This is a genomic window from Pseudoalteromonas sp. S4741 (genome assembly GCF_005886135.1).
GTDB classification, from domain to species: Bacteria; Pseudomonadota; Gammaproteobacteria; order Enterobacterales; family Alteromonadaceae; genus Pseudoalteromonas; species Pseudoalteromonas tetraodonis.
On record NZ_PNCN01000018.1, the window covers coordinates 1 to 24,596 of the forward strand.

The 24,596-nt window shown below is 40.1% G+C and carries 17 protein-coding genes and 1 pseudogene; 3 read left to right on the top strand and 15 right to left on the bottom strand.

Translation table 11 applies throughout. The annotated features are described in order from the left end of the window. Positions 1-19: 19 nt before the first annotated feature. From CWC30_RS02750 to CWC30_RS02765, 4 genes and pseudogenes are all read right to left on the bottom strand, one after another. Positions 20-715, bottom strand: a pseudogene (locus CWC30_RS02750) (GGDEF domain-containing protein); the annotation flags it as partial. A 120-nt stretch (positions 716-835) separates the two neighbouring features. Continuing rightward, positions 836-1,141, bottom strand: a complete 306-nt coding sequence (locus CWC30_RS02755) for a DUF3240 family protein (RefSeq protein ID WP_138626364.1) — start codon at positions 1,139-1,141, stop codon at positions 836-838. Then, entirely contained in the window at positions 1,134-4,208 is a 3,075-nt protein-coding gene (locus CWC30_RS02760; RefSeq protein WP_138626365.1) for an efflux RND transporter permease subunit, read from the bottom strand. The genes CWC30_RS02755 and CWC30_RS02760 overlap by 8 nt, the downstream gene beginning before the upstream one ends. After that, on the bottom strand, positions 4,209-5,249 hold the full coding sequence (locus CWC30_RS02765) for an HlyD family secretion protein (protein WP_249929814.1): 1,041 nt from the start codon (positions 5,247-5,249) through the stop codon (positions 4,209-4,211). Between the two features lie 195 nt (positions 5,250-5,444). Here CWC30_RS02765 and CWC30_RS02770 point away from each other — a divergent pair, with 195 nt between their 5' ends. After that, the gene (locus tag CWC30_RS02770; RefSeq protein ID WP_013464615.1) at positions 5,445-5,972 is read left to right on the top strand and encodes a helix-turn-helix transcriptional regulator; all 528 of its coding nucleotides are present in this window, start codon (positions 5,445-5,447) and stop codon (positions 5,970-5,972) included. Between the two features lie 321 nt (positions 5,973-6,293). Here the strand turns inward: CWC30_RS02770 and CWC30_RS02775 are convergent, their stop codons facing one another. Next, on the bottom strand, positions 6,294-9,197 hold the full coding sequence (locus tag CWC30_RS02775) for a TonB-dependent receptor plug domain-containing protein (protein ID WP_138626367.1): 2,904 nt from the start codon (positions 9,195-9,197) through the stop codon (positions 6,294-6,296). Positions 9,198-9,807: 610 nt separating this feature from the next. On the opposite strand from CWC30_RS02775, the gene CWC30_RS02780 reads away from it, so the two are divergent. Then, a complete protein-coding gene (locus CWC30_RS02780; protein ID WP_138626368.1) occupies positions 9,808-10,722 on the top strand; it encodes a M14 family metallopeptidase in 915 nt (304 codons plus the stop codon). Between the two features lie 51 nt (positions 10,723-10,773). Then, positions 10,774-11,181, top strand: coding sequence for a hypothetical protein (locus tag CWC30_RS02785; protein WP_033102666.1), 408 nt, complete (start codon positions 10,774-10,776; stop codon positions 11,179-11,181). A 44-nt stretch (positions 11,182-11,225) separates the two neighbouring features. Here the strand turns inward: CWC30_RS02785 and ccoG are convergent, their stop codons facing one another. The 10 genes from ccoG to CWC30_RS02835 all read right to left on the bottom strand — a co-directional run bounded on the left by ccoG (position 11,226) and on the right by CWC30_RS02835 (position 24,295). Next, positions 11,226-12,608, bottom strand: a complete 1,383-nt coding sequence (gene ccoG / locus CWC30_RS02790; protein ID WP_033102667.1) for a cytochrome c oxidase accessory protein CcoG — start codon at positions 12,606-12,608, stop codon at positions 11,226-11,228. 153 nt (positions 12,609-12,761) lie between these two features. Then, complete coding sequence (locus CWC30_RS02795) at positions 12,762-14,180, bottom strand: sigma-54 interaction domain-containing protein (RefSeq protein ID WP_138626369.1); 1,419 nt, start codon at positions 14,178-14,180, stop codon at positions 12,762-12,764. 55 nt (positions 14,181-14,235) lie between these two features. Next, positions 14,236-15,537, bottom strand: a complete 1,302-nt coding sequence (locus CWC30_RS02800; protein WP_138626370.1) for an ABC1 kinase family protein — start codon at positions 15,535-15,537, stop codon at positions 14,236-14,238. A 64-nt stretch (positions 15,538-15,601) separates the two neighbouring features. Then, positions 15,602-16,156 (bottom strand): YceB family lipoprotein, encoded by a 555-nt coding sequence (locus CWC30_RS02805; RefSeq protein ID WP_024601178.1) that lies wholly within the window; start codon positions 16,154-16,156, stop codon positions 15,602-15,604. A 90-nt stretch (positions 16,157-16,246) separates the two neighbouring features. After that, positions 16,247-18,931, bottom strand: a complete 2,685-nt coding sequence (locus tag CWC30_RS02810) for a DUF349 domain-containing protein (RefSeq protein ID WP_138626371.1) — start codon at positions 18,929-18,931, stop codon at positions 16,247-16,249. Beyond that, the gene (locus tag CWC30_RS02815) at positions 18,921-19,202 is read right to left on the bottom strand and encodes a YeaC family protein (RefSeq protein ID WP_013464607.1); all 282 of its coding nucleotides are present in this window, start codon (positions 19,200-19,202) and stop codon (positions 18,921-18,923) included. The genes CWC30_RS02810 and CWC30_RS02815 overlap by 11 nt, the downstream gene beginning before the upstream one ends. A gap of 1 nt (position 19,203) precedes the next feature. Then, positions 19,204-19,530 carry a hypothetical protein gene (locus CWC30_RS02820; protein ID WP_013464606.1) on the bottom strand — a complete coding sequence of 109 codons (327 nt, stop codon included), beginning with the start codon at positions 19,528-19,530 and terminating at the stop codon, positions 19,204-19,206. 123 nt (positions 19,531-19,653) lie between these two features. Then, complete coding sequence (locus CWC30_RS02825) at positions 19,654-21,156, bottom strand: alanine/glycine:cation symporter family protein (protein ID WP_138626372.1); 1,503 nt, start codon at positions 21,154-21,156, stop codon at positions 19,654-19,656. 375 nt (positions 21,157-21,531) lie between these two features. Next, positions 21,532-22,659 carry a M14 family metallopeptidase gene (locus tag CWC30_RS02830; RefSeq protein ID WP_138626373.1) on the bottom strand — a complete coding sequence of 376 codons (1,128 nt, stop codon included), beginning with the start codon at positions 22,657-22,659 and terminating at the stop codon, positions 21,532-21,534. A 193-nt stretch (positions 22,660-22,852) separates the two neighbouring features. Beyond that, on the bottom strand, positions 22,853-24,295 hold the full coding sequence (locus CWC30_RS02835; RefSeq protein ID WP_138626374.1) for a glyceraldehyde-3-phosphate dehydrogenase: 1,443 nt from the start codon (positions 24,293-24,295) through the stop codon (positions 22,853-22,855). Between the last annotated feature and the right edge of the window lie 301 nt (positions 24,296-24,596).

The window sequence follows — 24,596 nt, forward strand, 5'->3', positions numbered from 1 at the left end:
CTTATCCGAAGCTCAGGTTAATTACTAAATTTTCGTCGACAATAATTTTAGCTTTATTAGATTCAGTAAATAAGGTGCGATAAAGCTCGTTTTTATCTTTAAGGAAGCTATTAGCATTTAACATGGTTTTGTTTAAACGTTTGGCAGCAACAATTGTTCGCGCAGTGGCAAGTGGGATACAAATATTAAAAAATAAAAATATCAGGCCTGTAATATATAAGTCAGCTTCTGGTAATTGGCTTGCTATTCCTGAATAGCCGGATAAATCAACATTATTAATAATCATGTAAAAAGGTATGATGTTTAAAATACCGTAGGCCAAAGCCGCTCTGTAACCGAGTAGCATAAGAGCAATGATGGGACATGAATACATAAACATAGAACCCACCTTGGCAAGCTCTAAGTCAGTTAAAAATAAATTCATTGATAAACTACCGGCAACGATAGTTAATAGAAGTGCATTTGCACTAAATGTGTAAAATCGCTTACTTGCTAATAAAAGACTAAAAGCAATAGTGAAAAAACTAATAGTAATAACTGCAATATAAATTAGGTTAAATTCAATTGCGCGGGTGTATGTATAACAAACGACCAAAAAACAGAGCAAAGTAACGAGAGTTAAAATTATCCGTAGTGCACTCACCCGCCAGTGTGCGACTTCATCATGGGCAGTATGATGATCGTTAAGTAAGAAGTACTTATTGAGAAAGTGCATAATAAAAATCAGTTAAGACATATCGCCTCATTAAACATTGATAAGTTGTTAAGATCAATTAAATAAGCTCAAATATCAATCCAATTGAAGTAGCTTATAAAATAAACCTAATACAAAAAGCTAAACAATATGCCCGCTTTCAACTATAGGCGTAACCCAATATTTTAACGGCGTGTACTTACAAACAGGGCTTAACGCCGTTTTTACTATGGCAAGTTCAGGTAATAATATATGCACCTCAAACTGATAAAAGCTGCGATGCCCTTCTACTTGCTCGGCAATGTCAAATTCACTGTGCTCTTTACTGTAGCCTTCAATGTTTTTTAAGTTAAAGCCGGTAATGCACTCTATGCCAATTAATATATCAACCACGTCATCTTTTATGTTTGTGGGTACATTTAGGGTAAAAAGTAACTGTTCAGCCATGTTTTTTCTCCAACCAACCATAAAAGATAGGTAATAAATAAAGTGTTGTAATTGTTGAGGTAATTAACCCGCCAATAACCACAATTGCCAATGGTTTTTGAATCTCAGCGCCAGGGCCGGTGGCAAATACCAGTGGCAGTAAACCAAACATGGCGGTTGTGGCTGTCATTAACACTGGGCGAAGGCGTCTGCTTGCGCCATCTAAAATGCGCTGCGTTACATTGGCAGAAAACATTTTCATTTGCTCAAAGTAGCTGATCATCACAATACCATTGAGTACCGCTACGCCAAGTAAAGCAACAAAACCAACCGATGCAGGCACCGAGAGATATTCATTACTAATAAATAGGGCAATCACTCCCCCCATTAATGCAAACGGAATATTAGCAATTATCAGCGTTGATTTAGATAAGGATTTAAACGTGGTAAATAAAATAATGAAAATTAGTATTAATGCCACAGGAATAAGCACCAGCAAGTTTTGTGTTGCACGTTGCTGGCTTTCAAATTCGCCACCAAACGACAAGGTAAAACCACTGGGTAATTTTATGCTGCTATTAATTTTAGCTTCCAGCTCATTTACATAACTAACCACATCGCGGTTATCCACATTAACGCTTACAGAAGCAAAGCGCTTTGCTTTTTCTCGCTCTATTAACAATGGCCCCGTTTTAAAGCTAATATTAGCCACCTCTTCAAGTGGTAGTAGGCTGTTGTCGGGCATTAAAATTAGCTTTTGCTTTAATGCGCTCATTGACGACAACTCAAAGTGTGCTGCGCTGTCGCCTTTTTGTGCATTAAACACAATTGGGATCACGCGGTTTCCTTCTTGCAGTGCCGATACCTGTAGGCCTTCTAATTGCGACTTTAAATAATCACTTAATCCTTCGGTGGTTAAACCAAACTGACTAGCAACCTCAGGAATAAGTTTAATATTTACGTATTTACCCCCTTCGATAAGCGCCATTTGCACATCACTTGCACCGTCAATATTAGTGGCAAGTGCCGTGATTTTTTCAGCTAATGAGGAAAGTGTCGCAATGTCATTACCGAATACTTTAATCGAAATATCACCGGTGCCACCGGTGAGCATTTCTGATACCCGCATTTGTATTGGTTGAGTAAAGCCAATATTTACCCCTGGAAATTGCGCAAGTGTTTGTCGAATATCCTCGATTAGCCGCGCTTTGGAGTCAAAACGCCACGTATCTTTTGGCGCTAATTCCATAAACACATCGGTTTCGTTTAATCCCATAGGATCAAGCCCGAGTTCATCGGATCCGGTACGGGCAACAATTTGTACGATTTCTGGGGTGTTTTTTAACAGTGTATCTTCAATTTGTTTATCTATATCCAACGAGGCTTGCAAGGAAATACTCGGCGATTTTTCCAGTTGCACAATAATGTCGCCTTCATCTAAAACGGGCATAAAGCTTTTACCAAGTCCCTGAAATAACACCCCACTGAGCACTAAAACAGCAACTGATATAACACTAATAGCCACCGGCTTTTTAATTGCTTGGGCAAGTGTTTTAGTATAAAAACCTTGTAATAGCGTGACCATTTTAGGCTGGGTTACGGGTTCATTTTTTAATAACAACGAGGCTAAAATTGGAATAACCGTTAACGACAACAACAGCGCACTAAGCATGGCAAACACGATAGTGAGCGCCACTGGGGTAAATAACTTGCCTTCTAACCCTGTTAGCATTAATAGCGGTGAAAACACGATAATTATAATGATTGTGCCTGAGAACACTGGCGCCGCGACTTCTTTACAGGCGCGATAAATAACATGCAGCCGAGGGAGGTGCTGATTATTAGCCAACCGATTCACTATGTTTTCAACAATAACTACCGATGAGTCCACCAGCATACCAATGGCAATCACTAAGCCACCTAAACTCATTAAATTAGCCGATAAATCAAACTGCTTCATCATTATAAATGTCAGCAATGCCGACATAGGTAAAGACAAAGACACCACCAATGAAGAGCGAATATCACCTAAAAACAAGGCAAGTAGCACTATCACTAAAATAATCGCTTGGCCTAGTGCGCTAGTAATGGTGCTAATTGCGGTATTTATTAAGTTAGAACGGTCGTAAAACACATTAATTTTTGTGCCTTGCGGTAATGACGCTTCAATGGTGCGAAGTTTATCTTTTACATCTTCAACAACTTGCGCTGTATTACTATTTTTAAGCGCAATTATAAGCCCTTGTACCGCCTCTTCACTGTTTTTAGTAACTGCGCCATAACGGGTTAAACTGCCAACGTGTACCGTGGCAATATCACTTAACCGAATAACCTTATTTTGAGTGGACTTAATCACGGTATTTTCAATGGCGGTTATATCGGTGTATTTGCCCTCTGTGCGCAAAATTAAGGTGTCGTTGCCTTTTTCTAAGCGCCCTATGCCACCGTTTTGATTCGTTTGCGTGATTGCCAACTTCATTTCATCAAAGCTGACTTGATGCTGTTGCATCAATAAAGTATTGGGAAGTATTTCATAGGTTTTTGAAAAGCCGCCAAGGCTATTTACATCTGCAACGCCGGTTACAGTGCGCAGTAATGGACGAATTTGCCAATCTAAAAGCTCTCTTTTTTCAATCAGCGATAAGTGAGTACTTTCTATAGTAAACATGAACACCTCGCTCAAAGGCGTGCTCATTGGCGCCATGCCGCCACTAATATTACTGGGCAAGGTGGGCAAAATATTTAACAGCCGCTCATTAACTTGCTGGCGCGCCCAGTAAATGTCAGTACCTTGTTTAAAGTCAATGGTAATATCGGTAATCGAATACTTGGTGGTAGAGCGCAGCATTTGCTGTGACGGAATACCCAGTAGTTCGGTTTCAATAATGCGCGTTACTTGGGATTCAATTTCAAGGGCGTTCATACCGGGTAATTTGTAAACTATTTTAACTTGGGTGGGCGATATTTCTGGAAAAGCATCCACCGGAATACTTAACCAAGATTTAGCACCAATGGCCATAGCAACAATAACAAAAATACTAACAAACAAACGCTGAGTAAGTGAAAACTTAATAAGCAGGTTTAACATTTACTCTCTCCCTAAGTGAAGCAACATACCTTGTAGCGCACTTACCGAGCTTATTAGTACCTGCTGATCATCTAGGTTTTTGTTAGCAGTAAATACATAGTCTTTGCCTTGTGTACCTTTGAGCTCAATCGGAAGTAACTCAAGGTTATCGCCAGACTTTAAAGCAATGTAATTAACATCTTCAAATTCAAACACCGCTGACTTTGCTATTTTAAAGCCCGTTAATTTATTTACCGGTGTGACTTTGATAGTTTGCCCCAGTCTAAGCTGGCACTCATTTGAGCTTGGCGACGCCCACACTATTTGATGGTATTTATCTGCAATACTGTCATAGCTTTCAATATTTAAGCTGCAACTTTGTGACAGCTTGAAATGCGCTAACGTGTTGGTAAAACAAAGAGGAACTTTAATCTTAACGCGAATACTACTTGCATCGATAATATCAAACGCGGTGTCACCCATCACACGGTTTCCCGACTCATTAGTGAGTTTTAAAATGCCTGTTTTTGGACTCACTAAGGTCACGTTTTCATTATCATCAATGTTTAAAAATGCCATTTGATGTTGCATATGTTCAAAATTTAGCTTGGCTTCAAAATAGCTTTTTGTGATTTCAACCCATTCAGAACTTCTTATTATTTTGTTTTTTAAGTGTTGTTGGTTTATGTCGTAATGGCTTTTAGCAATAGCGAGCATGTCTTTTGCTGATTGATAGGCATCTAAAAAATGGTGTACATCACTGCCTTCAACGCTTGCAATCGTGGCGCCCTTTTCAACCATGCTGCCGTTAGGGTATAAGTAACGAACCTGCTGTACATCAAACGCAAACAGCACCGTATAATTGACCCCAGGTTTGAAATTAACTTCACCAATTAAACTTTGCCCGTTAATAAACTCTGTTTTTTGAATCGGCGCAAATTCAACATCAAAACCACTGAGTGACGAAAGCCCTACAGGTGCTAAATTTTGCGAAGCAAACACAGGATTAAATGTTAATAAAGTCACCGTAGAGAAGAAAAATAACGTATATTGAATACGCAAAAAATGACGCATTTTTTTTGTAAAATTTAACAGCATTTAGTTTGTTCACATTTGATTAATTTTATAGAATCAACCATGACTTTTTTAGACGGTTAAATCATCAGGCAAACGCCTTAATATGCTTATAAACCCTGATTTTGACAGTACAGTACATATGTCCATTGCAAATTTAACCTACTGATATTAGAGAACTTAATGAGAGATAAAATAATCGCAGCAACGCTATTGGTGATCATGGTGTTAAATTTTTTTGACGTGATCATGGATTTAAAATTAGGGGTGCCGCAGTGGCATATTTTTACTGAGAGCTTAATTGTGATTATTTCTGCCTTGGGTGCTCTGTATTTAATTAAAGATATTAACGCGCGAACTAAAAAAATTATTAACCTTAAGCGCGAATTACACAGTTCTGTGACTCAGTTAAACAACATATCGCAGGAAATGAAAGACGCGCGTCATCAATACAGTGGTGTTATACAAACGCAGTTTTCTCAGTGGACACTCACTCGTAGCGAGCAGGAAGTAGCTATGCTATTACTCAAAGGGCTTAGCTTTAAAGAAATTAGCGCACTAAGAAACACAAAAGAAAAAACAGTACGCCAACAAGCATCAGACATCTATAGTAAAGCCGATGTAGAGGGCAGACATGAGTTTGCCGCATGGTTTTTAGAAGACTTTATGCAACAAAGGCACTATCCGCATTCAAGCTCAGCCATTAACTAATGCAGTGACTATCGCATATACTTGCGCGCTATTTTAGTCAGCGTTAAAGTGGCAGCTAAATTTCGCTATTATAACTCAGGACTTTAAAGCTCAAGGCCATATTTTAGAAAATAGTAATTACGTTGTATTAGTAGTTAATTATATCGTTACAGAAACGATTATGTTTTTAATAAAAATGGGCCCAATTACAGCAAAGCCTCAATCTGATTTAGACTAATAATGACGCAATTTTTAACAATGCTCGTTTTTGAAAGTTACTTTTACCTATAAAAAAACGCCTTAGCTTAATAAACTAAGGCGTTTTAGTGTTATACGCTTAAATTAAAAAGTATATTTTGCACCTAAAGATAGGCGGCGTCCTTTAACATCGAAAAATTCTCCATCGTCGTAAGTGAACGGGTTACGTGGTGGTTCACGGTCAAATATATTGTTAACACCAACACGTAACTGTAGCTCATCCATTAGATAAGTTTTGTACATGAAATCAAATGTTGTGTAAGACGGGATATCATTGTAGTTGTTGTCTTCAATGGTCCAGTCGTTATCATTAACAGTTGCATGACGGTAGCTCATGGTTAGCACATACGCTGAATCATCGTGAGAATAAACGGCATTAAAACGGCCCTTCCAACGAGGTGAAGCTATTTCGCCTACATCAGTTCTAAAATCTTCAGCACGGCCAGTTGAATTACTATTGTCATCAATAAGGTACGTTGCCGTTAATTTTAGTGCTAAGTCACCAGAGAACAGTTCAGTACGGTATGCAGATTCAACATCTACGCCTTTTTTGTTAATAACAGCGGCATTTATAGGACGAGTAAAGAAGTTTTCAATTTCACCCGTTTCTTTATTACGCACAACGTTACTGCAGAAAGGGTTATCTAACGATGATGACTCATAACAAAGCTCAACACTGTTACGGCCAAAGTATTCAATAGCGCCTTCTACTTCGAATGACCAGTAATCAAGCGTTATATCTAGCCCTTCCACGAACTCAGGTGTATAAATTAAGCCAATGGTGTAATCGTTAGATGTTTCATTTTCAAGGTTTTGGTTACCTTGAATATAGCCTGGTAAGCTCCCACCTGAAAGCCATTCATCTGATGGCATCCAGCCTTCAGGAAGCCCTGCGGCTTGGCAGTTTTTGATTACATTATCTTTATATTTACTGCCTGATTCAGCGATAGAGTCAGCTCTACATACATCCGCGCGACCTGAGCTAAACGTTTTTGAGTTAGGCGTGAATAAATCCCCTAGGTTGGGAGCGCGTACTGATTTAGAACGGTTTAAGCGTATACGTAACTCATCAGTTACACCCCAGTTTAGGGCTAATTTCCAGGCATTATCTTCACCCGTTACCGAGTAATCCATGTAACGAAATGCTGTTTCAAGGGTTAAATCCGTTGTTAGGAAGGTTTCTTCTAATAATGGAATTGAAATTTCAGCTGAGAGCTCATTTACATCAATCTCACCATCCATTGGAAGGCTTGAATTACCAAAAATTAAGCCTTTTTGCATATTTTCAGACGGTGTAATAGTTGCTGACTCACGGCGGTGCTCAGCGGTAAATGCAGCTGCAACATAACCGGCAGGTAGCTCAAATAAGGCGCCATCTACAGTAACAGCAAACACGGCTTGATCGTGTTGTGCAAAGCGCGTTGCATCAGTCGCTATATAGTCTAACTGTGCTTGTGTTGCCGAAGTCGCGCCCATTGTGTTAAATGGTGTACAACTAGAGATAGCCCCAATAACTTCGCCGTCTGCATTACGCTTAGCACATACTACATTGCCTTGGTATTCAACGGCATCAATAGAGTTAGCCAAGTTTTGCGTTAATACTTCGCCAGTCCAAAGAGTATCTTGCTCGATGCGACCAAATTGTGCGTAAGCAGAGTAGCCCCAGTCATCACTTAATATACCTTCAGCGCCTATTGAAGTACGGAATACTTCACGCTCTTGGTTATATGCACGATCGCCCCATAAGTTTTCGTTAGCTTGGCGAAGTGTGACTGATGTTAGCCCATTGTCGTCCATTACTTTAGCCATATCGCTTTTTATAAATGCATTGTCGCGACGTATTGTATGGCGGAAGAAGGCTGGAGAGCTCTCTGTCGTTGCATCAGTTTTTGAATAAGTAAAGTCAAAAGTAAGTGCATGGTCGTCATTAAGTTCATAAGTACCATACGCTGAAGCAATTATACGCTCTAGTGGCGTTTGAAAGTAATCTTTATAGCCGTGGCCAAAAACACCATCGCCTTGATTTTGACCATCTTGGAAGTAGCTTGTAGCGTCTCGCCCAACACCTGGGTTTGGAATACGACCTAAACCATAGTCAAACGGTTTTAGGTTACCATTTGCATCAAAAGTGTAGTGGTGATTGTCATAGCCGTTATCAGCAAAGGCGTCTTTGGTAAAAAAGTCACCACCTTCTGAGTAGTAAGCAAGGCCAGTTGGTTGGCCTAAAACAACACGTGAAGGGATACCGTCGTCACCACTTGTATTTGCAGGGTTTGCGTATGAGCTCACAGGGTTGCGGTAAAAATCACGGCTCAGCTTGCCATAGCTTTTGTTTTCTGTGTAATTAAATGAAGCAATAAAAGAGAGTTTATCGCCTTCCATACCACCTGTAATTGAGAAGTTGTTTTGCTCGCCGCCACTTTGCTCTGGACGTACAGTAGAAACATCAAGCTCAATCCCATCCATTGATTTTTTAGTAATGATATTTACAACACCAGCTACAGCATCTGCACCGTAAACGGCTGCAGCACCACCTGTAGCAATCTCGATACGCTCAATCATTGTGGTAGGAATGTTGTTTAAATCAACTGCAGTGTCACCCACAGAACCAGGCACAAAGCGACGGCCATTAACAAGCACTAATGTACGCTCTGATCCTAAACCACGAAGATCGGTTGTGTTAAGACCTGACGCATAAATAGTATTAGTCGTTGTTTCTGGTGATAGGCCAACCGTCGCTTGTGGCATTTCTGCAAGCAAATCATTAACGTTAGTAATACCTTGGTTTTCCATCTCAACGCCGCTGATCACAGTCACAGGCGTTGGCGAGGTTAGATTAAAGCGCTTAATTTTTGAACCAGTCACTTGAATGCGTTCAACTGGTTTAGCATCTGCTGTTGACTGAGCGAATGCACTCGATGCGCCAATAGCACCTGTTACAAGTACTGTATTAACTGCTGCTGCGATAAGATTTATTTTTTTCAACATAACACCTTTCTTTTTACAGAGTGACTTAGTTTGTGATCTCTGCTAGTTAGCCTGAGGAAAAGTTACTTTTGCTAAGCCATTATTTACATGAACGTTAAATATATGCCTTACAATGTAACCAAATGTAATTTATCAGCATTTTTAACACAGGAATAAAGTTGAGTCTCACCAGTCAATAATGTGTCAAATGTTAAAGATAAGTTTTTTATGTTTTTTTTATGAATAATTATTGGTAACACACTAATTTAAAGTGATTTTTTTTGTAAAAATAGATTTACGAACCCAGCATTAACGTAAATATCATCAAAAAAAACAAGCCAAATTAACCTCTTGATAATATTATATAAATATAAAAGCTTTATTTTTAACCGATAATGTTAAAAACGATCAAAAACTAGCGTTCACTTTTTGTGCGCTTGGTTCTTTTTAGGGAACTTTATTTAGAGGGCTTACTTTTAATGGTTAATTAAACCTCGATGCGCGCACTTTTTAACCGGGCGTTTCTTCGTTAACAACATCGTTTATAGCAAAATCGAGTTTGATACTTGCACTCGTATTTTTTAGCAATTTAGGTATAGTTGCTGCAATATTTTAATAAATCGGATTTTACATGACTCACTCTACTTATCCTATTGGCACACCCGGCAAGCAATGGAATCACGAGGATAAAGCGCATTGGCTGGCATGCCAAAGTATCAAGCGAAGCTATCAACAAGAAGTCGTAGCATTAATTGATGAACTTAAAAGTACTCTAGAAGTACAGCAATATGGTGAACTTAATTATGCTCAAAACAGTTACCCTTTGTTTGCATTAAAAACCCAACACTTTGATAAAAATAAACACACAGTGCTAATCACTGGCGGCGTACATGGCTACGAAACCAGCGGAGTACACGGTGCGTTAAGGTTTGCAAAAACATTGGCAACTCAATACGCAGAGAAATTTAATCTGGTGATTACTCCCTGCATTAGCCCATGGGGTTATGAAACAATAAACCGCTGGAACCCAGAGGCAATTGATCCAAACCGTTCTTTTTATGAAGGCAGCCCAGCGCAAGAATCTGCATTGGTAATGAATTATGTGCAATCTTTAAAAACTGATTTAATCGCGCATATCGATTTGCATGAAACCACTGATTCAGATAACAGTGAATTTCGCCCTGCACTTGCGGCGCGCGAAGGTAAAATAAATACTAATTGGAATATACCAGACGGTTTTTATTTAGTCGCTGACAGCAACAAACCAGAGCCTGCTTTTCAAAAAGCTATTATTGAATGTGTTGAAAAGGTCACACACATCGCTCCAAGCGATGAAAATAAACAATTAATTGGTGTACCTCAAGAACAATTTGGGGTAATAAACTATGCAGCAAAAGAGTTAGGTTTATGCATGGGGTTATCTGATGCAACCTACGTTACAACCACGGAAGTTTACCCAGATAGTGCAACGGCCAACCCTGAAGAGTGCATATTAGCGCAAGTTGCGGCAATTTCGGGTGCGTTGGACTACATTATTAATAAGTAATAGTTATGGTATTCATCAGCACATAGTAAGGTGCAGACAAAGGAGCGGCTATTGGAATTTAAAAATAATTACGGCAGTTACAGTTTTTATGTTGAGGGTAATATTGTTATTGCGCAATTTAAAGGCAACTTAAACCCTGAGTTATTAAATCACTTTAAAGCCGCTCTGTTAGACACCATTGCAACCTTTAAACATCAACCTTGGGGCTATATTAGCCACTCGCCCGACGTTGTGGCCGCCACCCCTGACGCTGAAAAAAATATGATCGATGTTAGCCAAACAATGGGGATAAATAATTGCATAATGAGTGCCTTTATACTCACCTCTCCCATTGCCATAAGGCAACTACAACGTATTATGCACAGCTCAGGCCGTGACGCTCATTTACAAGAATGCTTATTTGATGACTTGCCAAGCGCTAAGGCATTTATAAAAAGTCAGCTTACCTCAGCCGAGTAAATCAATGACACGACCGAGGTATAGTCAACGAAAAACCAAATGGGCTAGTTTTTATAAAACTGACTCTCTTTAGTAATTGAAATGCTATTGTCCTCTTGTGCGGTAATTTTAAACTGCAGCTTACTCACCTTCGTGGGTATATCATATCCATCGGCAGTAACCGTTACAGGAACGCTTTTCATCAACCCTGGCTCTACCAACACAGCGTTAGGACTTTGCAAGCTCGCACCTTCTAACCCACTAATTGAAATAGAATAATGCAAAGGTTGCTGCGTTTTGTTAATGATGGTGAGTGTATAAGGGTTTTCTACTAACCCTTCATAATTTACCCGATACAGTGCGTTTCTGTCTCTTAGGACTGAGGCTTCGATAGGCGTACGTTGTAGCATCCAAGCAAACATAGAAATAATTAACAGCGCAGTTAAAGCGCCATAGCCCACTAACTTGAGCCTAAATGGATTAGTTTTTTGCCCCGCCATTTGCTTTTCACTGGCGTATTTAATTAAGCCTTTTTCGTAGCCAAACTTATCCATGGTATCGTCACAGGCATCAATACATAAGCCACAGTTAATACATTCATATTGCAGTCCATTGCGAATATCAATCCCAGCAGGACATACTTCAACACATAAGTTACAGTCTACACAGTCACCTAAATTAAGCGCTTTAGGATCGGCTTTACGTTTACGTGGACCGCGGTTTTCACCTCGTTCGCTATCATAGGTTACCACCAGCGTGTCTTTATCAAACATCACTGATTGAAAGCGCGAATACGGACACGCCACTGTACACATTTTTTCTCGTAAAAAACCTGCGTTGCCATAGGTACAAAATGCAAATAAAAACACCCAAAAACTGGTGATCCCAGACCATTCAAAATTAACCATTTCTAGGTATAAGGTTTTAGCTGGAATAAAATACGCTAAGAAAGAAGTGGCAGTTAAGAGTGAAATAACCAGCCATGCACTGTGCTTAGTAATTTTTTTACGCCACTTGGTAATATCCCATGGGCTTTTATCAAGCTTAATACGCTGGTTACGCGTCCCCTCAATACGTTGTTCCACCCAAGAGAACATCAACATCCAAATTGTTTGCGGGCAAGTATAGCCGCACCACACACGGCCAAGCCAATTGGTCACAAAAAATAACGCAAACGCCCCCACCATAAATAGCATGGCGAGAATCATAAAGTCTTGAGGTAGTAAGGTTAGGCCAAAAATAGTAAACTTTTGGGTGGCCACATCCAATAAAACCGCTTGCTGACCGTTATATTGAATCCAAGGAATGGCGATAAAGCTGAGCATTAGCAGCCAGCCTAAATTACGGCGTATACGCTGAAAAAACCCTTTTTGCTCGCGTATATAAATCGGCCCTTCTTCTTTGTAGGGCTTAATGATCATGTCTTCTTCTTTAATATCAAACTTCATGCTACTTACTTAATAGTGACGGGTATTAAGTATGCTTTTGCAACTTTCAGACCACAGTGAAAGCTAATTTAACTTATTGATATTTTTTGATTTTACACAAATTACCCAAGCAAAAATTCGCGATATTTAACGAGACACACGATATATCGCGAGTTAAGGTGTGCGTTGCACTGCCAATTTTCGCATTTTTGAGCGAAGCGTACTCTCAGGTAGGCCCAGCTTATTTGCCGCGCCTTGTTCGCCTGCAATTTTCCAGTTACATAACATCAGTACGGAGATAATATGCTGCCTTTGCGCCTCATCTAGTGTAAGCGTTGGGTTAACAGCACTCGCATCACCAGCTTTTAGCGGCTGACTTAACTGCAGCGTGGGCTGTGTAGATAAAATAGCTTCTCGCTCCAACACATTTTGCAGCTCTCTGATATTACCGGGCCAGTCATAGGCTTGTAGTTGCCTAATAGCTTTGTTACTTAACCCTTGTAATTGTTTACCTAGCCGCTTGTTTATTTGCACAATTAAGTTTTGACATAAAAAAGGTATATCTTCTTTTCGCTCTTTTAGTGCTGGCACTTTGATAGGAAACACGTTCAAACGGTAGTATAAGTCCATTCTAAACTGCCCTGCTTGTACCATTTCCCACAAGTTACGATTGGTTGCAGCAATGATACGAATATCTACTTTTAGGGTTTGGCTGCCCCCTACTCGCTCAAATTCGCGCTCTTGTAATACTCGTAATAATTTACTTTGTGACTCTAACGGCAGCTCTGCCACTTCATCTAAAAATAAAGTGCCCTTATCAGCAAGTTCAAAACGCCCTTTACGTCGCTCATTTGCGCCGGTAAACGAGCCTCGTTCGTGTCCAAACAACTCCGATTCTAATAAGCTAGGGGTAAACGCCGCACAATTAACTTTTATAAACGCCTGCTCATTGCGCTTGCTTAATCTATGTAAGTTACGCGCCACCAGCTCTTTACCAGTACCGTTTTCGCCAAGTATCAACACCGTACTGTCGGTTTCGCTCACTAACTGTATTTGCTGCAACATACGTTGAAATACATCACTGCGCCCTACTAGCCCTGAGTCTTGCCAATCCTGATTTAGCTCGGCAGTAAGGTAGTCGTTTTCATCTTTGAGCTGCTCGCTTAAATGCTTTACTTGCGCTAAAGCATCTTGGAGCGCGGTTTGGGTTCGCTGCTGCGCTGATATATCGCGAAAAACGGCCACGGCACCAATAAGCTGGCTATTTTTATAAACAGGCGTGGAGGTATATTCAACAGCAAAGGCGCTGCCATCTTTACGCCAAAATACTTCGTTTTTAACCTCGCGGCGTTTGCCATCAAACATGGTGCAGTAAATTTGGCATTCATCGGCAGGATAAGGCGTGCCATCGGCATGGCTATGATGATGATATTGATGTATTTTTTTACCCAGCAATTCTTCGGCCGTCCAACCCGTCATTCGCTCTGCGGCTGGGTTTACAAATACCGCATTACCAGATAAATCAAATCCGTATATGCCCTCACCTACCGCATTAAGTAATAAAGTAGGATCGTTTAAAAAGTTTTTTATCATTGCAGACCTCGCGAAATATCGCGAGTATTATGCCAATTCTCTCCTGCTTTAGCACCTAGTAATGGCTAAATAATGCCTTAATATCTATTTTTGCTTCTAGCCGTGCTGCAATTAAATACAAGCCCGCTAGCTTACGGTGAATAAACAACGCATCAACAGGAGGCGTATGCCATTGTTGTGACTGTGCGCTTAACTGCAAGCCAGCATCTTTAATATTGCTAGCAAGCTCGCTGTTTTTAAAATCAAACTCACCGTGATAACGCAGTGGCTCGCAGGCCATTAAAAACAAATCAATCACTTTTTCTTTGTAATTGTCTTTGAGCGAATCTTTAAAATAGCCAATATCGGTGGCAGCATTGAGCACCCCTTCACGATCATTATTACTACCAGCTTTAAATAAAGCTAGATAGGCATTACTTAGTGCTGGGGTAATTTCGCGTGTGGCACCAAAGTCAAATAATACTATTTTTTGTGATTCAGGTTGGTAATGAAAATTTGCAAAGTTAGGGTCGGTTTGGATTAAATTAAAGACAAACATTTCTTTAAAAAATAAATCAATCAGTTGCTCAGCAACCCGACTTCGCTCTGATTGTGGTAAATATGTAATGCCCTCTATAGACTTGGCATCTACATACTCCATAGTTAGCACTTGCGCAGTACTGTGCTGGGGATACACGCTAGGGACTTTGAAATGCGCGTTACCTGCTAACAGGTTTTTGTAACGTGCTAAATACTCAGCTTCTCGAGTGTAGTCGGCCTCTGCTAATAGCTGTGCCTTAGCTTCTGCCACTAAGGGTTTAATATCCAGCTCTTTAGGTAATAACCGCGATAGGGTAAGTAAAGTGATCACGTTATCTACGTCACTCACCACACTTTTTGCAATTCCAGGATATTGAATTTTAACTGCCAGCTGCGCGCCATTTTCTTTATAAGCTAAATGAACTTGGCCAATGGACGCCGCCGCAAACGGCCTAAGCTCAATATGAGAAAAACGCGATAACCAATCCTCTCCCCACTGCTCTTTTAGTACACTGACCAGTTGTTTGTGTGGCATCGGGTTGGCATCTGAGCGCAGTAAAGACAGCAATTGAGCAAGCTCGGGGGTTAGTAAGTCGCCAGCATCCATTGAAAGCAGCTGCCCAAGCTTCATGGCCGCACCGCGCAGGTGTGAGAGTTGAGTGGCTAGGTTTTCAATATTTTTAGGCTGTAGCAATAAGCTTTTATTATCCCAGCCTTTACCAGTAAGCGCACTTTTAGCACCGCCCACTAACATATTCGTGGTGACACCAGTGGCTAATGAGCCTAACTTTGCAAAACGTGAAAGTCGAGATGTGGGAACGGATCGCTCATTAGCCATAATTAACCTAATCTATTAATAATAAGGTCAATTAATACGTTTTATTACGCCTATTGGATCTAAATTATAACCGAGGGACTAGCTTAATAGCGCCTTCTACTACTTTTAAATCTAAAGGTAAATTACTTAATAATGCCATTTTAGGATCGTTCATATTTAACTTATAAACGGGGTTAACGGCTAAAAAGGCATTCATTACATCCATGGCCTCGTTATCCAGCACTTCTAAATTACCTTTAAAGCCACCCGCATCAATGCTTGAGTCGAGTAACTTAACATTACGTAAAAATACCGCTTTTTTCTCGCTGTCATAAAAAGGGGTGCCCTGTATTTGCAGCTTTAAGCGCACTGGGTACTTTAACGCAAAAGCATTAATTTCGGCGCTAGAATCAGCACCTAATAAAACATAATCACTATTATCTGGGCCAATATTAACGCTTAAATCATTCACATCAAACTGCACAGGTAAGCCCATCAGGCTAACTTTTTCACTTAATTTAGGTAACTCTTTATTTAGTAACGACTCAACCTCTGAATTTGTAAATGAATAAACCGAAATACCCTGCGTACTGTTACAGGCAGTTAAAAATAGTAGTGAAATAAAAACAAAAATTTTCATGCAAAACCCTATTGGTTAATCGTATAGGCAGTAAGTAGCCATAATAAAAAGCCGCTTTAATAGCGGCTTTTTCATTTTAGTTGATAAAAGTTAGTTTACAGCAAAAATAACTTTTAACCTTGCTAGTGTGTCAGCTGTGACTGAACCCTCGCTGAGTGCTAATAACTGCTTTAAATAATAATTTAAATCAGCGTGTTCGCCACGGTGCTTATCATCAAGCATGGCTACTTGCTCTACCATTCTTTGCGCTGAGTTTTGCGAACTTACGCTCGCAAGTATTTCCATGCGCGTTAGCAGCTGCTCACAGCTCAATGCTGTTTTAACTGCACCATTAAATTGGCTCGGGACTGGCTCGTTGTTCTCAAGTGCAACAAATAAAGCATCTAAATTAGCTTGCTCATTTTTAGCCGCTAAGCCTGTCAGCTTTTCATCTATGGCTGATAACAAAGCAGACACTTTAGAGGTTAACGATTTAAACTGTGTATACCCTTTAACTTTGGTTTGTAAATCAAGTAATTGGGCTTTACCTTCTACACTATTTAATGCTGCTTCAAGCTCATTCAGCTCAGTTGTTGCCAGCTTATCTGACTCGCTTTGTTCGCGCTTTTGCTGTTCAAACTCTTCGCTTCGTTTAGTGAAAGTTGCATCATTAAACTGACGGAATTTTTGCCACAATGCGTTTTCAGCTTTTAAGCCTGCAAACCCTATGGTTTGCCACTGTTGCTGTAACTGCTTTAGCTGTTGGCAAGCATCTGCTAAATTATCGCTTTGTGATAATTGCTGTGCTTGCTCAACGAGCTCATTTTTAAGTGCGGCATTGCCTTTATGAAACGCGTTAAGTGACGCTACAACCTGTTGCTGCTCTGCTTTATAACGCTCGTTTAATACGCGGTATGTTTTCGGGTCAACTTTACCCACACTTCGCCATGCTTTTTGCAAACGGTTATAGTTGCTTTCTAGTTGTTTCCAATCTAAATCAGCCGTATCAGTTGCTTGTAAATGCAGTGCATTCATATCAGCAATCAATTGCTCGCGCTCTGCTTTTGCTGCTTCACGTTGCACTTCTTGCTCAGCGAAGTAGCTGCGACAAGGGGCAAATAAAAGCTCAATTTTTTCATCAAACTCGTTGCCCTGTTGTTTCTCTTGCTCTGTATCAAGGCGTCCAAGTTCATTCCAACGCTTGCGAAGTACTTTAACTTGATCAGCACGCTGTTGTGGATCGTTACACGGCTCATCAACTAACGCTGTTACTTCTTCTAAAAGTGCTGCACGTTTTGGTGCGGCCGCATATTTTTGCCAATCTTTAGCATCGGCTAATTGCGCTTCTAGGTCTGCTTTTAAATTAACAAGCGGTTGTTGATATTTTTCGGTCAATTCGTTAAATAACTCTTCGAACCCTTTAAATACACCAAATGCAACATTAAAGCGCCCTTCTTCAATTAAACGTTTAACATCACGTGCCTTACGTTTAGCTTGGCTCTGGGTTTTTTCAAGCGGCTTAGTGAGTTCGCTCATTGCAGCTAAAAATTGCTTTTTATGCGCATTAAGTTGGGTTTTAAATGACGCTTGTAAATCATTGCTAAGTACATCTAAATGGCTGCGTGCCTCTTTAAATGTGTGATTAAAGGCACTTAGTTGTTGATCGTAATCACTGAGCTGCTCGGCGGGTTTTATTTCGCACAGCGCACTGTAAGCAATTTTATATTCTTTAATCGCCGCGGTTAGCTCAGGTAACTTGGCTACTTGTAAAAATAGTTGCTCAAGCTTATTAATCACTTGTTTTGATTGCTGATCAGCCATCAATTGCGTTTTATCTAGTGTGTCTTTTGCTTGTGCTACTTTTGCATTAAGCCAATCTTGCTGAATTTGCTCTGGGGTTTCTAATCCAAGTTGCAATGCATTTTCAATTTCTTCACTTAATGCTTCTAACGTAGCTAACGCTAACACTTGGCGCTGTTGCTGCGCTAAACGTTGCTGCTCTATTTCATGTTGCGCTTTTAAGGTTGCAATGTGTGCATCGAGCTTATCGGTAATTGATATATATTTAGCATCAAGGGTTTTTACATGTTCTTCACTTAGCCATTTTAATTCAAGAGCTTGCCACTGCGCAATGAGTTCTGCAGCTTGTGGGTCAACAATGGCGTAGTCATTTTTATCACGCAATGCATTAAGCTTTGCTAAAATAACACGGGTTGCGTTTTCAACTTGCGATGGCATTTCAAGCGCTAAACGCTCGCTTTCAAGATGACTTTCTAGCGCAACTTTGGCTTCACCTTGAGCATGCTTTAACAGCGCTTTAGTTAGCTGCTGAGTAATGACTAAATCAACTAACTGTTTTTGCAGCTCTTCGTTTGCTTCTTTAAAGGCTTTTTCAATCAGTTTAGGGTTAGCTAGGCGTTTTAATAGCTTAACTCTCACTTGCAATTCTTTTTCAGCAAATGCTAGTTTTTCAAGGGTTTTAACCGGTGCAAAGCGTTCAATGTACTCATTTTTAATCTGCGCCGATAAGCTACTTTCACTGTTTAATACAGCCGATGAGATTTGTTGTTCAGCAACATCTTTCAATGCCTGATCTTGTTTGTAAGCTTTCCACCACAGTGGTAAGTCGTTTACTTTTTGCAGTGCTTTACGACGAATTTCAGCCGATGAGTCTTCAAGGGCTAAAGTGCTTAAAATTGTTACGTCACGTGCCACATCAAGTTTTTCAATCGCATCTAAACGAACTTGTTGCTTTGGGTGTTTCCATTTTGGTGTAAAAAGGTGTTTAAAGATCATTTTCACTGAACCTAGCTATTTCGTTATCTGATTTGAATTCTTTTTGTAGTTGCGCTTTGGTTTTTTGGATCATTTCTCCATTTGCACCAATGGTAAACTGCTCGTTTGATTGTGCTACTTTTGCTTGGTACAACATCACTAGTTGCACTGTTTGTTGCTTTTGCTCATCTGATAAAGGCGTGCCATCTGGCCACTTTCCCGTTGCCGCGCCATACTGTAAGCGCTCAAATAATTCTGGAGTAATATTCTGTACTAGGTTGTCAATATTCATGTCATTTTTTCTTTTTCAGAGTCACTAAAATAATACGGTTAATAAGGTACCAAATACAGCCAATGCCAATGGCCGAGGTATACGCATACCACTGAAGTGTTTTTTCTTGAGGTTGTAGGAAGTACAAACAAAAGAAGCCACCTAAAAATAAGATCAGCGCTAAAAAGGAGTGGTTCATAAACATTTGCTGCTTTTTAATTCGCTGCTCACGTTGAAGTTGTTGAACTTGCTCGGCATTTAATTCAGCAACGTTACTTTGGCAATGTGGACACTGCGAATGTTTATCTGAAATTGATTTTGCACATTTGGGGCAACGAATAATCGCCATACATCTCTCTCCATACTACGCATAAAAAAAGCGCCTTTCGGCGCTTTTCATTGTACTTGTTTTATTGCTCTTTGTCTTTTTTGAATTTAACCCAATAGATGATATTAGGTTATTGGGATCTGTTTATTCAGCGTTTTTAGATTGCTTTTCAAGGCGCTTTTCCCAGAAGGTAGCGTTTTTAATCCCTAACTTAACGGGATCAAATATGATTTTGCCACCTTTTTTCTTTTGGTCTTCATAATCACTCAAACATGTTAAGGCTGGTTTAGCGACAAAGAAAATGGCTAATATACCCAATATGTTGATCCACGCCATTAAGCCAACGCCTATGTCGCCAATAGTCCATATATAACCGGAACTGTTAACCATGCCGTAGGCTACCATAAACATAATCATAAGTTTTACCACTACAAGCGGAATACTTCCTTTAAAGTAGCGATTTAAGTACGCGATATTCGTCTCAGCAATGAAGTAATAGGCCAGTATGGTGGTAAAAGCAAAGAAGAATAAAGCGATACCTACAAACGCTTCGCCAAAGCTACCAAATACACTAAACAACGCCATTTGGGTGAATGCTGCTGATCCCACTTCAGTTGCCGCATCCACATTTTGGATTATAAACTGCCCTTCTGGCAAAGTGCCGACTACATTGTATTGCTGCGTCATTAAGATCATTAATGCCGTTGCTGTACATACAAAAAGTGTATCAACATAAACAGAAAAAGCTTGCACTAACCCTTGCTGTGCAGGGTGATCAACTTCTGCCGCAGCCGCCGCATGAGGACCTGTACCTTGACCGGCTTCATTAGAATAGATACCACGCTTAACACCCCAACCAATTGCAGCGCCAAAGCCTGCTTGAGCTGTAAATGCATCACCAATAATGAGCGAGAAAATGCCTGGTACTTTGTCTATATTTAAAAATACGATAATTAAGGCCAGTACGATGTAACCAAGCGCCATAAATGGCACTACAATTTGCGTAAAATTAGCAATGCGCTTTATACCACCGAAGATAATAAAAGCTAAAACAATAAGAATAATGGCCAACGCAACCAGTTTAAAACTGCCTACGTCACCAAAACTTGTAGACACCATAGTGCCATCGCCAAATACTTGAGTAAATGCATTGCCCACAGCATTTGCTTGCACACCCGGCAGGAAAACCCCACACGCTATAATTGCCGACACAGCAAATAATACAGCTAGCCACTTTTGCCCTAAACAACGGTCAAAATAATACGCTGGGCCACCGCGGTATTGGCCGTCTTCTTCTAATTTATAAATTTGACCTAATGTTGACTCCGCGTATGCAGTACTTGCACCTAAAAAAGCAACAACCCACATCCAGAAAATAGCGCCAGGGCCACCAAAACCAATTGCGGCTGCCACACCGGCAATATTACCAACCCCTACTCGGCCAGATAATGAAACAGCAAGAGCTTGAAAAGATGAGATGCCTTTTTCTGAGGTGTTAGGGCTAAATAATAGCTTACACATTTCTTTAAAATGTCTAACTTGAGCAAATCGAGTTAGTACGGAGTAAAATAAGCCTGCGCCTAGGCATAAATAGATGAGTGCATCACTCCAAACAACATCATTAACGGCGCTTACAAAAGCTTCCATGAACATCCTCACAGTTATATTTATTATTATTAATTACCATACTCTGCCACTCAGAATACCTGTCATAAGCTTTACGAAATAAGGGGTTAATCTTTTCCGTTTTTCTTATTGTTCAATCGATATTAACTTAAGTGCCCAACCTTGTTAACAGTTAATTTTCAAAACAACTTATTGTTTATTTATATTGAGCCTTCCAGATCAACGTTTAACTAAGTGCAAATTGATTTAGACTATATGGTATTAAATCTGTCGAGAAGGTGTATTGAAACGTTTTAGTGCTGTGGTGGGTAAATGATTCTTATTTTTTGGTACGGTTGGTTTAGCTAAAAGTAAAAAGGGTATCAATATTTATTGATACCCTTTGAAACAAACGTTTTATCTTAAGTTGTCTACAACATTAACAATGGCTGCTAAGGTATCTTGACCAAATTGATAAGAACGACGATCTGACCAACCATAATCTGGATCGGGTAAGTCATTATTATCTTTAAATGGCATTTCAACTGTGTAAGTTAGTGCTTTAAATTCTTCTGCTGTGGCTGATGAACCTACTGTTAAATTAGCTTGACCTGGTTCGTCTTTATCGTAGCCATGCGTATCTTGAAACTCTGGAGTAATAGTTAAAAGCGCGGCTTTAAAGCTATCCTCTAGGCCTTTTAGGCGTGCATCATAGCTTGGTATGCCTTCGCTACCGGCAACAAAATTATATGGAATGGCTTCATCACCATGAATGTCTAGGTGCATGTCTAAGCCGGCTTCGCGCATTTTATTTAGCACTAAGTAAACTTCTGGGCTGTTTTCCATGCTGGGTGTTTGCCATTCACGGTTTAAATTAACCCCTTTAGCATTAGTACGTAAGTGACCACGTGCACTGCCATCTGGATTCATGTTTGGCACTACATAGAATATCGCTTTTGATAGTAACGCTGCTGCATGAGGGTCTTCATCATCAAGTAGCTTGTGTACTAAGCCTTCTACAAACCACTCTGCCATTGTTTCACCTGGGTGTTGGCGAGCAGTGATCCAAATTACTTTTTTATCGGCGCTTGGCTGACCAATTTTAAGCACGCTCATGTCACGCCCATCAAGCGTTTGACCTAGTGTTTCTAGTTGGCAAATTTCTTGGCTTTGCGCCCATGCTAATAAGTCTAAATGACGATCGTAGCTGTAAGGTGCAAAGTAGGCGAAGTAAACGCTGCTGCACTCAGGCTCAAGCTCAAATGTTAATGTGCCATTTTCATACGAAGACGGTACACGGAACCATGTTTGACGGTCGTATGAAGCAACAGCTTGGTAGTCTACCCAACCATCAGGGTATGCAGACTTATCAAGATTATTAATATTTAACTGATGAAGTTGATAAGGCGTTGTTTCAAGGCGAAAGTGAAACCACTGATAAAACTCAGACTGGTGATCTTTATTAATTTCTAGCTGAATATTTAACGGATCGATGGCTTCAATAACTTTAATATTACCACTGTCGAAATTGCTACTGATTTTCATTACAACAAACCTATTAGTTAACTGTGTGTCTTTGACTAAGGCATTTAGCCAAGAGGTAAATACGTGTCACTGCACTTTAAAAGTGTATAAACGCGTACCCAATTTAATAAAGCGTACCATAACCGCTTCACTTTAAAAATCTTCAGACCTAAAAAAGCCAGCAAGTGCTGGCTTTTCTTAATTGCTCATGTATTTATCGAGGTAAACTTGGGAATGAGACTTCTGCCATGTCGCGCATACAGCGAACTACCTGACAGCTATAACCAAACTCATTGTCGTACCATACGTAAAGTACTACGCGGTTATCATCAACAATCGTTGCTTGAGAATCAACAACACCTGCGTAACGGCTACCCACTAAATCGGTAGAGACGATTTCAGTTGATGCTGTGTAATCAATTTGATCACGTAGGTCTGAGTGTAGTGCTGTTTCACGTAAAAACGCATTAAGCTCTTCAACCGTTGTACTCTTTTCAAGGTTCAAGTTTAAGATAGCTAACGATACGTTTGGTGTAGGTACACGGATTGCGTTACCTGTTAGTTTACCTTCAAGCTCTGGTAATGCTTTAGAAACCGCTTTCGCTGCACCTGTTTCAGTGATAACCATGTTTAGTGCCGCAGCACGACCACGACGTTCTGCTTTGTGGTAATTATCAATTAAGTTTTGGTCATTAGTGTACGAGTGAACCGTTTCAACGTGACCATTCTTAATACCAAACTGATCGTTTAATGCTTTAAGTGTTGGCGTAATTGCATTGGTTGTACAACTTGCTGCACAGACAATTTTGTCTTCCGGTAAAATATCTTGGTTGTTTACACCGTAAACAATATTTTTAATATTACCTTTAGCAGGCGCTGTTAATAATACTTTTACAGCCCCTTTAGATTCTAAATGCTGACCAAGGCCGGCTTCATCTTTCCAGATACCTGTGTTATCAACGACTAATGCATTTTCGATACCGTAGGCACTGTAATCAACTTCGCTTGGCGAATTAGCGTAGATAACTTGAATGTAGCTACCGTTAGCTTTAATAGCATTACGTTCTTTATCAATAGTAATTGAACCATTGAACGGACCGTGGATAGAATCACGACGCAATAAGCTTGCACGTTTTTCTAAATCGCCGTCTTTACCACCACGCACAACAATAGCGCGTAGGTTTAAGTCGGCGTATGGGCCTGACTTTTCAATTAGCAAACGTGCTAATAAGCGGCCGATACGACCAAAGCCGTAAAGTACTACGTCACGTGGTGCTTTAGGCTCAGAATTAACAATTTCAGCTAGCTCGTCTTTAACGAACTCTTCTACTGAACGACCATTCGCTGCATCTGTGTATAAATAGCTGTATGCTAATTTACCAATATCGATACGGGCAGAATTTAATTCCATTTTGCTGATAGCTTCTAAGAATGGGAAGCTTTCACGTAGGCGCAGTTTAGTCCCTTCAAATTGAGCTACTGATTTGTGAGACTTGATAATATCAATAGTGCTTGAATTTACTAATGGACGGCCGTAAACAGCGATTTCAATACCACGATTACGATACAATTTACCAATAATAGGCTGCATGCTTTCTGCGTAATCTTGACGTTCTTGCCAGCTACTTGTGTATTCTAACTCGTGAGATGAGGTCATTTTTTTTACCTAATTAAACAATTTTGAACGGATAGCCTAAGAATGCATCGAATTTTGAGAGCAACGCATTCCTTCGGGCAGGCCTATTCTAATTTAATCTCATTTTATTCTCTACTGTTAGAGACTAAAGTTTAGGCTAGAATAATACTATATGAGGGTCTGTTGACCTTTGTGGATTAAAATTTGTTCAAACTAGGGACAATTTAATCGCGGCGCGAGGTTTGTAACCTAGTGGGCTCGATAACTGCTCCTGCGTTATTCTACTGGCTTACATCCATGTAAGAATAAGTAAAAACCGAGC

Excerpts from the sequence above, each read along its gene's own strand:
- CWC30_RS02825 (WP_138626372.1), bottom strand. The coding sequence starts at position 21,156 with ATGGAAGCTTTTGTAAGCGCCGTTAATGATGTTGTTTGGAGTGATGCA.
- CWC30_RS02800 (WP_138626370.1), bottom strand. The coding sequence starts at position 15,537 with ATGGCTAATGAGCGATCCGTTCCCACATCTCGACTTTCACGTTTTGCA.
- CWC30_RS02805 (WP_024601178.1), bottom strand. The coding sequence starts at position 16,156 with ATGAAAATTTTTGTTTTTATTTCACTACTATTTTTAACTGCCTGTAAC.
- CWC30_RS02795 (WP_138626369.1), bottom strand. The coding sequence starts at position 14,180 with ATGATAAAAAACTTTTTAAACGATCCTACTTTATTACTTAATGCGGTA.
- CWC30_RS02755 (WP_138626364.1), bottom strand. The coding sequence starts at position 1,141 with ATGGCTGAACAGTTACTTTTTACCCTAAATGTACCCACAAACATAAAA.
- ccoG (WP_033102667.1), bottom strand. The coding sequence starts at position 12,608 with ATGAAGTTTGATATTAAAGAAGAAGACATGATCATTAAGCCCTACAAA.
- CWC30_RS02770 (WP_013464615.1), top strand. The coding sequence starts at position 5,445 with ATGAGAGATAAAATAATCGCAGCAACGCTATTGGTGATCATGGTGTTA.
- CWC30_RS02810 (WP_138626371.1), bottom strand. The coding sequence starts at position 18,931 with ATGATCTTTAAACACCTTTTTACACCAAAATGGAAACACCCAAAGCAA.
- CWC30_RS02835 (WP_138626374.1), bottom strand. The coding sequence starts at position 24,295 with ATGACCTCATCTCACGAGTTAGAATACACAAGTAGCTGGCAAGAACGT.
- CWC30_RS02830 (WP_138626373.1), bottom strand. The coding sequence starts at position 22,659 with ATGAAAATCAGTAGCAATTTCGACAGTGGTAATATTAAAGTTATTGAA.
- CWC30_RS02760 (WP_138626365.1), bottom strand. The coding sequence starts at position 4,208 with ATGTTAAACCTGCTTATTAAGTTTTCACTTACTCAGCGTTTGTTTGTT.
- CWC30_RS02775 (WP_138626367.1), bottom strand. The coding sequence starts at position 9,197 with ATGTTGAAAAAAATAAATCTTATCGCAGCAGCAGTTAATACAGTACTT.
- CWC30_RS02820 (WP_013464606.1), bottom strand. The coding sequence starts at position 19,530 with ATGGCGATTATTCGTTGCCCCAAATGTGCAAAATCAATTTCAGATAAA.
- CWC30_RS02815 (WP_013464607.1), bottom strand. The coding sequence starts at position 19,202 with ATGAATATTGACAACCTAGTACAGAATATTACTCCAGAATTATTTGAG.
- CWC30_RS02780 (WP_138626368.1), top strand. The coding sequence starts at position 9,808 with ATGACTCACTCTACTTATCCTATTGGCACACCCGGCAAGCAATGGAAT.